Source organism: Aeromonas sp. SrichE-2G (assembly GCF_017939565.1).
Classification (GTDB): domain Bacteria; phylum Pseudomonadota; class Gammaproteobacteria; order Enterobacterales; family Aeromonadaceae; genus Aeromonas; species Aeromonas taiwanensis.
This window is the reverse complement of sequence record NZ_JAGKRG010000005.1, coordinates 180,148-193,461: the sequence shown is the minus strand read 5'-3', so window position 1 is coordinate 193,461 and position 13,314 is coordinate 180,148. Positions and strand designations below refer to the sequence as shown.

At 60.5% G+C, this 13,314-nt stretch carries 13 protein-coding genes; 5 read left to right on the top strand and 8 right to left on the bottom strand.

Annotated elements, in window-relative coordinates; translation table 11 throughout:
* Positions 1-16: 16 nt before the first annotated feature.
* Positions 17-1,969 carry an ATP-dependent zinc metalloprotease FtsH gene (ftsH, locus tag J9885_RS09695; protein ID WP_210549170.1) on the bottom strand — a complete coding sequence of 651 codons (1,953 nt, stop codon included), beginning with the start codon at positions 1,967-1,969 and terminating at the stop codon, positions 17-19.
* A 45-nt stretch (positions 1,970-2,014) separates the two neighbouring features.
* Positions 2,015-2,644 carry a 23S rRNA (uridine(2552)-2'-O)-methyltransferase RlmE gene (rlmE, locus tag J9885_RS09690; protein WP_043762243.1) on the bottom strand — a complete coding sequence of 210 codons (630 nt, stop codon included), beginning with the start codon at positions 2,642-2,644 and terminating at the stop codon, positions 2,015-2,017.
* Positions 2,645-2,741: 97 nt separating this feature from the next.
* Between rlmE and yhbY the strand changes: the two genes are divergently transcribed.
* Both yhbY and J9885_RS09680 read left to right on the top strand, forming a co-directional pair.
* Positions 2,742-3,038, top strand: a complete 297-nt coding sequence (gene yhbY / locus J9885_RS09685) for a ribosome assembly RNA-binding protein YhbY (protein WP_010675376.1) — start codon at positions 2,742-2,744, stop codon at positions 3,036-3,038.
* Positions 3,039-3,143: 105 nt separating this feature from the next.
* Positions 3,144-3,737, top strand: a complete 594-nt coding sequence (locus J9885_RS09680; RefSeq protein WP_210549168.1) for a PilZ domain-containing protein — start codon at positions 3,144-3,146, stop codon at positions 3,735-3,737.
* Between the two features lie 47 nt (positions 3,738-3,784).
* Here the strand turns inward: J9885_RS09680 and greA are convergent, their stop codons facing one another.
* The 3 genes from greA to pomA form a co-directional block, all read right to left on the bottom strand.
* Positions 3,785-4,261, bottom strand: coding sequence for a transcription elongation factor GreA (gene greA / locus J9885_RS09675; protein ID WP_042078863.1), 477 nt, complete (start codon positions 4,259-4,261; stop codon positions 3,785-3,787).
* A 146-nt stretch (positions 4,262-4,407) separates the two neighbouring features.
* A complete protein-coding gene (locus J9885_RS09670) occupies positions 4,408-5,307 on the bottom strand; it encodes a flagellar motor protein MotB (RefSeq protein WP_210549166.1) in 900 nt (299 codons plus the stop codon).
* 10 nt (positions 5,308-5,317) lie between these two features.
* A complete protein-coding gene (gene pomA / locus J9885_RS09665; protein ID WP_043762248.1) occupies positions 5,318-6,076 on the bottom strand; it encodes a flagellar motor protein PomA in 759 nt (252 codons plus the stop codon).
* Between the two features lie 234 nt (positions 6,077-6,310).
* Between pomA and xseB the strand changes: the two genes are divergently transcribed.
* From xseB to dxs, 3 genes are read left to right on the top strand one after another with little or no spacing between them, the layout of a single operon-like run.
* Positions 6,311-6,562, top strand: coding sequence for an exodeoxyribonuclease VII small subunit (gene xseB, locus J9885_RS09660; RefSeq protein ID WP_043762294.1), 252 nt, complete (start codon positions 6,311-6,313; stop codon positions 6,560-6,562).
* Positions 6,563-7,453 (top strand): (2E,6E)-farnesyl diphosphate synthase, encoded by an 891-nt coding sequence (gene ispA / locus J9885_RS09655; RefSeq protein ID WP_210549164.1) that lies wholly within the window; start codon positions 6,563-6,565, stop codon positions 7,451-7,453. It begins immediately after the preceding gene.
* 21 nt (positions 7,454-7,474) lie between these two features.
* On the top strand, positions 7,475-9,340 hold the full coding sequence (dxs, locus tag J9885_RS09650) for a 1-deoxy-D-xylulose-5-phosphate synthase (RefSeq protein WP_210549162.1): 1,866 nt from the start codon (positions 7,475-7,477) through the stop codon (positions 9,338-9,340).
* Between the two features lie 131 nt (positions 9,341-9,471).
* On the opposite strand, the gene J9885_RS09645 is transcribed toward dxs, so the two are convergent.
* The 3 genes from J9885_RS09645 to J9885_RS09635 all read right to left on the bottom strand — a co-directional run bounded on the left by J9885_RS09645 (position 9,472) and on the right by J9885_RS09635 (position 13,277).
* Positions 9,472-10,413 (bottom strand): ABC transporter permease, encoded by a 942-nt coding sequence (locus J9885_RS09645; protein ID WP_210549160.1) that lies wholly within the window; start codon positions 10,411-10,413, stop codon positions 9,472-9,474.
* Between the two features lie 105 nt (positions 10,414-10,518).
* Positions 10,519-11,493, bottom strand: coding sequence for an ABC transporter permease (locus tag J9885_RS09640; RefSeq protein ID WP_043762253.1), 975 nt, complete (start codon positions 11,491-11,493; stop codon positions 10,519-10,521).
* Between the two features lie 227 nt (positions 11,494-11,720).
* A complete protein-coding gene (locus J9885_RS09635) occupies positions 11,721-13,277 on the bottom strand; it encodes an ABC transporter substrate-binding protein (protein ID WP_210549157.1) in 1,557 nt (518 codons plus the stop codon).
* Positions 13,278-13,314 lie beyond the last annotated feature (37 nt).

Genomic DNA, 13,314 nt, shown 5'->3' with positions numbered 1-13,314 from the left:
TTTCAATCATGACAATTTATTTGGCCGGGACATCGTTCGCCTTGTCGATGTCGTTGAGCGGCGCATTGCTCTCATCGGCCGGAGCCTTGACGTCGGGTCCGCTGCTCGCGCTGGCACCACCCTGCGGGGTGTCACCGTGCTCATCGTGCCAGTTGCTGGGGGCACGCACTTCCCGGCGAGCCATCAGATCATCGATCTGCTTGGCATCGATGGTCTCGTACTTCATCAACGCATCTTTCATGGTGTGCAGCACGTCCATGTTGTCCAGCAGGATCTGCTTGGCACGGTCGTAGTTGCGGTCGATGACCTGCTTGACCTCGGCATCGATGATGCGTGCGGTGTCGTCGGACATGTGCTTGGCCTTGGCCATGCTGCGGCCGAGGAAGACTTCACCGTCCTCTTCCGCGTAGAGCATGGGGCCGAGACGCTCGGACATGCCCCACTGGGTGACCATCTTGCGGGCAATGTCGGTGGCACGCTCGATGTCGTTGGACGCACCGGTCGATACCTTCTCGGCACCGTAAATCAGCTCTTCCGCCAGACGACCGCCGTACAGACTGGAGATCATGGACTCCAGGTGCTGCTTGGAGTGGCTCCAGCGATCCTGCTCCGGCAGGTACATGGTCACACCCAGGGCACGGCCGCGCGGAATGATGGACACCTTGTAGACGGGATCGTGATCCGGTACCACACGACCGATGATGGCGTGACCCGCCTCGTGATAGGCCGTCATCTCCTTCTCGGATTCCTTCATCACCATGGAGCGGCGTTCCGCCCCCATCATGATCTTGTCCTTCGCCTTCTCGAACTCCAGCATGGAGACCACGCGGCGGCTCTCGCGTGCAGAGAACAGGGCAGCCTCGTTGACCAGGTTGGCCAAATCCGCACCGGAGAAACCGGGAGTACCGCGGGCGATCAGGGCCGGGTTGACGTCATCCGCCAGCGGCACCTTGCGCATGTGTACCTTCAGGATCTGCTCGCGACCGCGCACATCCGGCAGTCCGACCACCACCTGGCGGTCGAAGCGGCCCGGACGCAGCAGCGCGGGGTCCAGCACGTCTGGACGGTTGGTGGCGGCGATGACGATGATGCCCTCGTTGCCTTCAAAGCCATCCATTTCGACCAGCATCTGGTTCAGGGTCTGCTCGCGCTCGTCGTGACCACCGCCCAGACCGGCGCCACGCTGGCGACCGACCGCGTCGATCTCGTCGATGAAGATGATGCAGGGGGAGGACTTCTTGGCCTGCTCGAACATGTCGCGGACACGGGAGGCGCCCACACCCACGAACATCTCGACGAAGTCGGAACCCGAGATGGTGAAGAAGGGCACCTTGGCCTCGCCTGCGATGGCCTTGGCCAGCAGGGTCTTACCGGTACCGGGAGGACCTACCAGCAGTACGCCGGTCGGGATCTTGCCGCCCAGTTTCTGGAATTTGCTCGGGTCGCGCAGATAGTCGACCAGCTCCTTGACCTCTTCCTTGGCCTCGTCACAGCCGGCGACGTCGGCGAAGGTGGTCTTGATCTGATCTTCACTCATCAGGCGAGCCTTGCTCTTGCCAAACGACATGGCACCCTTGCCACCGCCGCCCTGCATCTGACGCATGAAGAAGACCCAGACGCCGATCAACAACAGCATCGGGAACCAGGAGATGAAGATAGAGGTGATCAAAGACGGCTCTTCCGGCTTCTCACCCATCACCTTGACGTTGTGGTTGAGCATGTCGTTGAGCAGCTGGGGATCCGGCGCAGGGATGATGGTGGTGAAACGTTCACCGGTGCGCTTGACGCCATTGATGACCTTGCCGTCCATCCGCACTTCACGGATCTGTTCCTGGGTCACTTCTTTCACGAAGCTGGAATAGTCCAGCTGGCGACTGGTGGTATCGCTGGGGCTGAAGCTATTGAACACCGACATCAACACGACGGCGATGACCAGCCACAGGATTAGGTTTTTCGCCATGTCACTCAAATCAATGACCTCGCAGACTGACAGTTAACGATGAGGGTTAGGGTACTACAGTTTAAAACCGGTAGCCACAATGTAGACTTCTCGTGAACGGGCACGGGACGAGTCTGGTTTTCGAATCTTGACGACAGAGAAAAGTCTACGTATTTCATTGAGATAGGCATCAAACCCCTCCCCCTGGAATACCTTGACCACGAAGCTGCCATTGCTGCTCAGGACCTGATTGCACATGTCCAGTGCCAGCTCGACCAGATACATGGCGCGGGCCTGATCCACCTGCTGGGTGCCACTCATGTTGGGCGCCATATCAGACATGACCACGTCCACCTTGCCCGGACCGACTCGCTCCAGCAAGGCGCCGAGTACAGTTTCCTCCCGAAAGTCTCCTTGCAGGAAATCGACACCGGCGATGGAATCCATCGGCAAAATGTCGCAAGCGATCACACGCCCCTTTTCGCCAACCTGATCGATGGCAAATTGGGACCAGCCGCCAGGGGCAGCCCCCAGGTCAACCACCGTCATGCCGGGCTTGAGCAGTCTGTCCTTACCCTGGATCTCGTCAATCTTGAACACGGCACGGGAGCGCAGCCCCAGCTTCTGGGCTTTCTTGACGTATTGGTCGTCGAAATGTTCTTTTAACCAGCGGGTTGAACTGGGGGAACGTTTTTTCTGGGTCATGATTGTCGACTTTAAAAAACCACAAGGGTTATTAGTATTAAGGGCTAAGTGGGGGTAGAATACGCCCCTTTCAACCCTGACTTATGAAGAAATTGCCATGATTCTCAACAATAAACAGAAACAGTACCTCAAGGGCCTTGCCCACAGTCTGAAGCCGGTCGTCCTCCTGGGACAACACGGTCTGACCGAAGGGGTGCTGGCCGAGATCGATCTGGCGCTGAACCACCACGAACTGATCAAGGTTAAGGTTGCGTCTGAAGATCGTGAGATGAAACAGCTGGTTATGGATGCCATTGTCCGTGAGACCGGCGCCATCAAGGTACAGAGCATGGGCCATGTCCTGACCATCTATCGTCAGGCCAAAGAACCCAAAATCCAGTTGCCGCGCAAGTAACAGGAAAGAGCATTCGCTCTTTCCTTCATTTCCCCTCTTCCCAAGTCGCTTGCCAACATAGCGGTCAGGCCCTTAACCTGCGATGAATAGTCGCGGACACCCACTATGGACAAGCATCAGCTCCTCACCGATGAAGAACTGGCCATGCTGCGGGACTTGGGCAACGCCGAGGACATGACTGTCAGCCAGTTTCTGCACGGCAATCTGTCCCTTCCTCTGCAAAGCCTGCTGCAACGCGCCACCCCGTTGACGCTCGAGGCCCGCATCGCCGGCCACCAGCTGCGTTTCCCGCTGCACTGTACCCTGGCTGCGGAGGGTCTCGCCGAACTGCGCATCGCCGCGCCGACCATTACTGAACTGGGTTCGCCCCATCTACGCGCCTGGCGACTCGACGAGAAGGCCGTGCTCTGTACCGAAGACGCAGAGTACGAGGTATACAGCCTCTCCCTTGGCGGCCTCATCGTGGCCGGCTTGCCCGTGTCCATGATCAAGGGCGATACCCTGAACGGCACCCTCTGCATCGAGGGACTCCCCCACCTGACGATGGCGGGAACCCTGATCCGGCATGTGGAGGCCAACCAGAGCCTTCACGACTGGGCCGTCCAAATCCGGCTGAACAAGGAGGATCAGGAGCTACTGCGGGACTGGCTCTTCCAGCGCCATCAGGACGCCTTCATCCAGGCCTATCAGGGAGAGTAAATGCAACAGGGGAGCCCGGCTCCCCTGTCTCTTCCCCGCCCCTGCGATCAGAGGTAGGCGACTTCCAGGATCTCGTACTCCACGTCGCCGCCAGGGGTCTTGACGATGGCAACGTCATCCACTTCCTTGCCGATCAGCGCACGGGCAATGGGGGAGTTCACGGAGATCATGTTCTGTTTGATATCCGCCTCGTCGTCACCCACGATGCGATACACCACTTCTTCTTCCGTTTCGCTTTTGAGCAGGGTCACGGTCGCTCCGAAGATCACGCGACCATTATTGGCAATCTTGGTGACATCGATCACCTGGGCGTTGGAGAGCTTGCCTTCGATTTCCTGAATGCGGCCTTCACAAAACCCTTGCTGCTCACGGGCGGCATGGTATTCGGCATTTTCTTTCAGATCACCATGTTCACGGGCATCAGCAATCGCTTCGATAATCTGGGGACGCAGCTCGGTCTTGAGATAGTCGAGCTCTTGACGCAGCTTTTCGGCGCCACGAACAGTCATCGGAGTATGATTCATAGTCGAAACCTGGGTTGCTTTATAAAGAGAAGCTGCGGCAATCAAAAGAGAGCCGCAGCTGTCGGTTCGGATGGGGCATCTTAATATGAAGCCGCCACAAAATCCATGTCAGCCCCTGCGAGGGGGATCCCGCTTCCCGGCAAAGACTACTTGGGTTCGGATACCCCGATGGGGGCCGACACTGTCGGTTTGCCCTGCATGATGGCGATCTCGACTCGCCGGTTCATGCGCCGGTTTTCCGGGCTGTTGTTGGGCACCAGCGGCTGGCTATCCGCCATGCCCTGCACCACCAGTCGATTGCCGTCAAAACCGGGCACCTTGATCATCTGATGGGCCACCGCCACCGCGCGCTGGGACGAGAGCTCCCAGTTGGACTGGAACAGCTCGTCTTCGGTCGCAACATTGTCGGTGTGGCCGGAGACGGTGATCTCCCCGGGCACGTCCTTGAGCAGGGTCGCCACCTTGCGGATCACCGGCCAGAACTGGGGCTGGAGGAAGGCAGATCCCGCCGGGAAGGCCGCCTTCTCACGAATACGGATGATGATCTGCTGTCCCAGCGCCTCTATCTCGATGGCCCCATCCTGGATCTGGGCCTGCATCTGCTCCGCCAGCGCCTTCGCCAGGGCATTGGACTGCTCCTGCGCCTTCTGCTCCTGGGCCTGTTGGGTGCTGTCGCCGCCACTCTGCTGGCCATCGGTCTTGTCATGCCCCCCCGCCTTGTCCGCATCCCCGGGCTGGAAATCCAGCTCGGTCTGGGTCATGTCGATGGTCTGCTGCATGATGGTGTCGATAGGGGTCGGCTCAGGGCGACCAGGCCGGAACTCCTGGGCGATGACCGAGGTTCCCTTGGGAATATCCTTGACCTCCAGGATGTTCTGCACCCCGAACGCCTTCTCCATGGAGCCAGCGATCTGCTTGAACTTCTGCACATCCATCTCGGCAAAGGAGAGCAAGAGCACGAAGAAGCACATCAACAGGGACATGAGATCCGCGAAGGTTCCCATGTAACCGGGCAATCCGGGAGGCGGGCACTTGCACTTTGCCATCTGTGCGCTCCTATTCGGTCCCGTTGTTGCGTTTGGACTGATTCAGGTAGTTTTGCAACATGGCCTGGATCACTCTCGGGTTCTGTCCATCCTGGATCCCCATGATGGCGTCGAGGATCAAGGTGCGACTCAGTTGTTCCTCGCCGCTGCGCAGTTCCAGCTTGTCCGCGATGGGGATGGCGATCATGTTGGCCTCGATGGCACCATACAAGGTCGTCAGCAAGGCCACCGCCATGGCCGGACCGATGGATTTGGGGTCACTCATGTTGGCCAGCATGGCCACCAGGCCCACCAGGGTACCTATCATGCCCATGGCAGGACCGAGGTCACCGAGGGAACGGAACACCTTGATGGCGATGGCATGGCGCTCCGCGGTCAGCTCGATGTCCTTCTCCATCACGGCACGCACCACGTCAGCATCGTGGCCGTCCACTAGCATGTCGATCCCCTTCTTCATGAAAGTGTTGGGGATCTCCGCCGCCTCCAGGGCCAGGAAGCCCCCCTTGCGGGCCGCATCCGCCAGCTCCACCGCCTTCGCAATCAGGTCATCGAGCTTGTCCCCCTTGTACATGAAGGCCTTGCCCGCCACCTTGAAGGCCATCAGAAACTGGCCGAGGTTGAATTTCATCATGCAGATGAACACAGACCCCAGAATGGTGATATAGACCGACGGCATGTCCACGTACATGCTCATGGGGCCGCCCAGCAGCATGCCGTACACCACGACCCCGAACCCCAGCACTATGCCTATAAGACTCCCTAAATCCACACCCCTACTCCTGTCGCCGAACGTGCCGTCTAATTATATTGCGTTGAATTTTCTGCTATTGCGTCCCCGGCAGCAAGCCCGGTACGCCTCAATCGCCGATCGGCAATACCTGGTTGCATGCCGGTTCTTATCGGCCAGGGTCAGGATAGTTTGAGGAGGCCGCGTTTTTCTGCCTCCCCCCTGTGGCCGGTCGATGTTAAGATGAGCCGTTTTTTTCAATCCCCGAGGATGGACATGGCCAGTAAAAAAATCGACCGTCTGAGTTTTGATGCCACCCTGGAAGAGCTGGAAAGCATAGTGCATCAACTGGAACAGGGTTCGCTCCCCCTCGAGGAGGCACTCAAACAATTCGAACAGGGCATCCATCTGGTGCGTGCCGGCCAGCAGAAGCTGGAGCAGGCCGAACAGAAGATCCAGATCCTGCTGACCCAGGCCGACGGCAGCGAGCAGGCGGTCCCCTTTCAGTCAGAGCAAGGAGAGGAGTGAGTGACCCTGGACGATTTCTCCCGCCAGCATCGACAGCGTATCGACGCCTGCCTCTCGGCACAGCTTGAAGCCTTGCCCGCCATGGCGCCGCGTCTGCGGGACGCGATGAAATATGGTCTGCTGCTCGGCGGCAAACGTGTTCGCCCCTTCCTGGTCTACGCCGTGGGCGAGATGCTGGGCGTCAAGAGCGAGCTGCTGGACGGTCCGGCCGCCGCGGTGGAGTGTATCCACGCCTACTCCCTGCTGCACGACGACCTGCCCGCCATGGACGACGACGACCTGCGTCGCGGTCAACCGACGGTGCACAAGGCCTTTGACGAAGGCACCGCCATCCTGGCCGGCGATGCCCTGCAGACCCTGGCGTTCTCCATCCTGGCCGATCACCCGCTGCCCGACGAATTGATGGCCAACCGGGTCAAGATGCTGAGCGCCCTGGCCCGCGCCTCCGGTTATCTGGGCATGTGCGGCGGACAGGCGCTGGATCTGGAGGCCGAGGGCCGCCAGATCAGCCTCGCCGAGCTGGAGCAGGTGCACCGCCACAAGACCGGGGCCCTCATCGAGTGCGCCGTCACCCTGGGCGCCCTGTGCAAGGCTGACGTGGAACACGCCACCCTGGCCGCCCTGCAGACCTATGCCGCCGCCATCGGGCTGGCCTTCCAGGTGCAGGATGACATCCTCGACATCACCGGCGATACCGCCACCCTGGGCAAGCCGCAAGGCTCGGATCTGGCGCAGGAGAAGAGCACCTATCCGGCCCTGCTCGGACTCGACAATGCCCGTGAGCTGGCTCGCGAACTGCATGACAAGGCCTTAACAGCCCTGCAATCCTTGCCCTACAATACCGACATTCTGGAAGCGTTTGCCGATTACATCATCGAGCGAACCCACTAAACGCTGGATAACAGTAACAAAATGAGCGTTGATATTAGCGATTTCCCCAACCTGGCCCTCGCGGACACGCCGGTCGAGTTGCGATCCCTCCCCTTCGAGCGGCTGCCTGTGCTGTGCAACGAGCTGCGTGAGTACTTGCTGCGCTCCGTGAGCCGCTCCAGCGGCCACTTCGCCTCTGGCCTTGGTACCGTCGAGCTGACGGTCGCCCTGCATTACGTCTACAACACCCCCTTCGATCGCCTGGTGTGGGACGTGGGCCATCAGGCCTATCCCCACAAGATCCTGACCGGACGGCGGGATCGCATTCACACCATTCGCCAGAAAGATGGCCTGCACCCCTTCCCCTGGCGGGAAGAGAGCGAATATGACGTGCTCAGCGTGGGCCACTCCAGCACCTCCATCGGGGCTGCGCTCGGCATGGCGGTGGCCGCCGAGAGCGAAGGCCTTGGCCGCAAGGTGGTCGCTGTCATCGGTGACGGCGCCATCACCGCCGGCATGGCGTTCGAGGCCCTCAACCACGCCGGCGACGTCCACAAGGACATGCTGGTGATCCTCAACGACAACGAGATGTCCATCTCCGAGAACGTGGGGGCCCTGAACAACCACCTCGCCAGGCTGATGTCCGGCAAGCTCTACACCACCATCCGCGAGGGTGGCAAGAAGGTGCTGGCGGGCCTGCCGCCGGTCAAGGAGCTGGCCAAGCGGGCCGAGGAGCACCTCAAGGGCATGGTGGTGCCGGGTACCCTGTTCGAGGAGTTCGGCTTCAACTACATCGGCCCCATCGACGGTCACGACATCCACGCCCTGGTCGAAACCCTGCGCAACATGCGCAACCTCAAGGGTCCCCAGCTGCTGCACGTCAAGACCAAGAAGGGCAAGGGCTACGAACCGGCGGAAAAAGACCCCATCGGCTATCATGCCGTGCCCAAATTCAACCCGGACGACTGCGCCCTGCCCAAGAGCGCCGGTGGCAAGCCGACCTTCTCCGCCATCTTCGGCCAGTGGCTGTGCGACATGGCAGCCAGGGACGAGCGCGTGGTCGGCATCACTCCCGCCATGCGTGAGGGCTCAGGTCTGGTGAAGTTCAGCCAGCAGTATCCGGATCGCTACTTCGACGTGGCCATCGCCGAGCAGCATGCGGTCACCTTCGCCGCCGGCCTCGCCATCGCCGACAAGAAGCCTGTGGTCGCCATCTATTCGAGCTTCCTGCAGCGGGCCTATGACCAGCTGATCCACGACGTGGCACTGCAGAACCTGCCGGTGCTGTTCGCCATCGACCGGGCCGGCCTGGTGGGGGCCGATGGCCCCACCCACCAGGGGGCGTTTGACATCAGCTTCCTGCGCACCGTGCCAAACATGGTGGTGATGGCCCCGTCCGACGAGAACGAGTGCCGCCAGATGCTCTACACCGGCTACCTGTGCAACGGGCCTGCGGCGGTGCGCTATCCCCGTGGCAGCGGCACCGGCATCCAGGCCGAGAGCGAGATGCAGGCGCTGGCGCTCGGCAAGGGCCGGATCGTGCGTCAGGGCAAGGGTACCGCCATCCTGGCGTTCGGTACCCTGTTGCAACAGGCCAGAGCGGCCGCCGAAGCCCTCGACGCCACCCTGGTGGACATGCGCTTCGTCAAGCCGATGGATGAAGAACTGGTGCTCTCCCTGGCCGCCACCCATGATCACTTCGTGACCCTGGAAGACAACGCCATCATGGGCGGGGCCGGCTCCGCGGTGAACGAGCTGCTGATGCGCAACAAGCAGTGCAAGCCGGTGCTGAACCTGGGCCTGCCCGACCGCTTCATCGAGCAGGGCACCCAGGAAGAGATCTACGCCCAGCTGGGGCTGGACGGTGTTGGCATCCTGGCCAGCATCCAAGGCTGGCTAAAAGCCTGATGCAAGGGCTGGCAGCAGCCTGACCTGAACCGCGAGCAATAAAGAAGGGCGCCATAGTGGCGCCCTTCTTGTCATTCATCCTCTGATGCCTGTTCCCCCATGGCCGCTGCGGCCCGGTGAACAGGACACCATCAGCCCTTGTAAATCTTCGGGTTGAACACATCCCGCAGCCAGTCACCCAGGAGGTTGATGACCAGCACCAGCACCACCAGGCAGATGCCCGGGAAGGCGGTGATCCACCAGGAGCCGGAGAAGATGTAGTTGAAGCCCACGCTGATCAGCGACCCCAGTGACGGCTGATCTACCGGCATGCCGAGCCCGAGGAAGGAGAGTGCCGCCTCGCTCATGATGGCGTTCGCCACCTGCACGGTGGAGATGACCAGGATGGGCGACAGGCAGTTCGGCAGGATGTGGCGGAACATGATGCGCGGGGCGCGGAAGCCCATCACCTTGGCCGCTTCCACATACTCCTTCTTCTTCTCCGCCAGCACGGAGGCGCGCACGGTCCGGGCGTACTGGGGCCATTCGGCGATGCCGATGATCACCACCAGCATCACGATGGCGAAGCGCGAGTAGAACTCGGAGCCAAAGGTCGCCTGGAAGATGGCGGAGATGATGATGGCCACCATCATGGTGGAGAACGACAGCTGCACATCGGCGAAACGCATCAGCAGGTTGTCGATGCGGCCACCGAAGTAGCCGGCCATCAGGCCGATGACGATGCCGAGCACCAGCTGCAGCCCCACCGCGAACAGGCCGATGGTCAGCGAGATGCGGGCACCATAGAGGATGGTGCTCCAGATGTCGCGGCCCTGGTTGTCGGTGCCGAGCCAGAAGCGCTCCTCGCCCCCTTCCAGCCAGGAGGGGGGCAGCTCCGCATCCATCAGATCGAAGCTGGTCTGGTCATAGACGTTGTGCGGCGCGAGCCAGGGTGCCAGCATCGCCGCCAGCACGAAGACCACGAAGACCGCAAAGCTGAACATGGCTACCTTGTCCCGCAGGAAGTAGTAGACGATGTCGGAGTTCTTGAAGCGTGCCCAGCGGCTCGGGCTCGCAGTTGTAACGTTACTCATGCGTTTACCCCAGTTGGGTGAATAGTCGGGTTCGCCAGCATGCCGGCACTCTCGCAGCGTGCCAAACGGCAGCTCGGGCTCGCAGTTACTGCATTACTCATGTGCTTACCCCTTGGCGGTCAAGTTGACGGTCGGGTTGATCAACCCGTAGAGCAGGTCGACCAGGGTATTGGTCACCACGAAGATCAGGCCCACGAAGATGACGTAGGCGGTGATGAGGGGGGTATCGACCCGGTGGATCGCCTCGAGGAACAGGAAACCGGTCCCCGGCCACTGGAACACGCTCTCGGTCAGTATGGTGTAGGCCACCATGGTGCCGATCTGCACGCCGCCGACGGTGATGACCGGCAGCATGGTGTTCTTAAGGGCGTGCTGGTAGTAGACCTTGTTGTTGTCCAGCCCCTTGGCACGGGCAAACTTGACGTACTCGGAGGAGAGCTGCTCCAGCATCTCGGAGCGCACCAGCCGGATGAACAGCGGCAGCATGATGGAGGAGAGCGACACTGCCGGCAGGATCAGGTGCAGGATGCCGTCCCAGGTGAAAAAGCCTGACTCCCAGCCCAGCACGTTGGCGGTCTCGCCACGGCCATAGGCCGGCAGCCAGCCCAGCTGGATGGAGAAGAGGTACATCAGCATGATGGCGGTCAGGAAGACCGGGATCGAGATGCCGATGCTGCTCACCGCCATGATGACCTTGGTGAGGATGCTGCGAGGCCTGATCGCCGAATAAACCCCCAGCGGAATGGAGACCACGACGATGATGAGCGCGGCAGCAAACACCAGCTCAAGAGTAGCCACCAGCTTGTCGAGGATCACCTCGAGGGCCGGTCGCTTGAAGAAATAGGAGGTGCCCAGATCCCCTTGCACTGCGTTTTGCAGGAAGCGGCTGTATTTCACCAAAAAGGGGTCGTTGAGGCCCATCTTGTCGCGCAGCTCCTGGCGCACGGACTCGGAGACGGATTGTCCCACCAGCTCGCGCAGCGGATCCCCCAGATTGTCCTGGATGGAGAAGGCGACCAGGCTGATGACGAACATCACTATCACGGCCTGATAGAACCGTTTCAGCAGGAATGTAAACATGCTTGTCCTTCTACGTGGCCTGTGTCTTGGCACAGGCTTCTGTTAATGGCGGGGCACCTGAGGCGCCCCGCCGGGTCCTTCCTTCATAACCTGTTCACGGTCTGTGACGAGAGGCCGTCAGCAAGGTGAAGAGCAGTGCAGGAACCGGAGTGTGTAATGACACATGAGGATTCCGAGCAGCACATGAGCCTTGATCACGGCGTCGCAGCAAGAACGTGAGCAGGTTCTTACTTGTTGACCACCAGGTCACCCAGGTAAGGGAAGTTCATCACGTTGACCACCGGCTTGATGTCGACGTTCTTCTTGGCACCGTAGGCCAGGTCTTCCCAGTGCAGCGGCACATAGGCGGCGTCGTCGATCAGCATGGCTTCCACCTTCTGCAGGATGGCGGCGCGCTTGGCCGGATCGGTCTCGGTGTTCGCTTCCATCACCATCTTGTCAGCTTCCGCGTTGGCATAGCCGCCACAGTTGTACTGACCCATGCCGGTCTTGGCATCCTTGGTGAAGGTCAGGAACTCGAAGAAGTTCGCACTGTCTTCGGTGTCGGAGTGCCAGCCGATCAGCTGCATGTCAGCGGCGCACTTGTCAAACTCCGGCCAGTACTGGGCCACCGGCATGGTCTTCAGATCCACCTTGATGTTGATCTTGGACAGCATGGCGGAGACGGCCTGGGCGATCTTCACGTCGTTGACGTAGCGGGCAGCCGGGGAGATGAAGCTCATCTTGAAGCCCTTCTCGTAACCGGCTTCCTTCATCAGCTCCTTGGCCTTGGCCAGATCATACTGGGGCTTGAGCGCCTCGTTGTAGCCTGCGTAGCCCTTCGGGCTCAGCTGACCGGCCGGGGTACCGAAGCCCTTGTTGATCTTGTCGACGATACCCACCTGGTTGATGGCGTAGTTGATCGCCTGACGCACGCGCTTGTCTTTCAGCGCCGGGTTGGTGTTCTGGTTCAGCTCGATGATGATGGCACGGGTACCGGACAGGGTGACCAGCTGGGAATCCTTGCCGTTCTTCACGCGCTCCAGATCGTTCGGGGCAACCGGGTAGATCATGTCCACGTCGCCACCCAGCAGGGCAGCCACACGGGTGGCGTCTTCCTTGATCGGCACCACGGTCAGATTCTCGACGTTGCCCTTGGAGGCCTTGTCCCAATAGTTGGCGCTGCGCACGTACTCCAGCTTCACGCCCTGCTCGCGGAACTTGACGCTGAACGGACCGGTACCGGAGACATTGGTGGAGGCGAAGGAGTCACCGTTCTTGACGATCTCGGCCTTGTCCTTGCCCGCTTCGGTCTTGCCGGTATAGAACTTGGAGTCCATCGGGAAGATGTAGGTCACGGTCTGCAGCACCAGCGGGAACGGCTTGGCGGTGACGAGATCCACGGTGAAATCATCCACCTTCTTGGCTTCGGCGATGGGGTCGAAGATCGCCTTGAAGTCCGGGGAGGCCTTCAGACGGTTGACGGTCCAGACCACGTCGTCGGCGGTGAAGTCATTGCCGGAGTGGAACTTGACACCCTTGCGCAGGTGGAAGCGGACGGTCTTGTCGTCGATGCGCTCATACTTCTCGGCCAGACGCGGCTCGAACTGCAGGTCCTGGGTGTAGCGCATCAGGGGGTCGAATACCAGGTGAGACATCTCCAGAGTCTGACCGGACAGCTGCTCCTGCGGGTCCAGCGAGGTGGCGTCGGAGGCGACGGCGACCTTGATGTCGGCAGCGGAAACGTTGAACGCGAGACCAGCGGCGAACAGCGCCATGGCGATCTTGGATAATCCTTTCTTCATGTCTTTCTCCATGCTTTTGGCTTTTTATTGACAGACA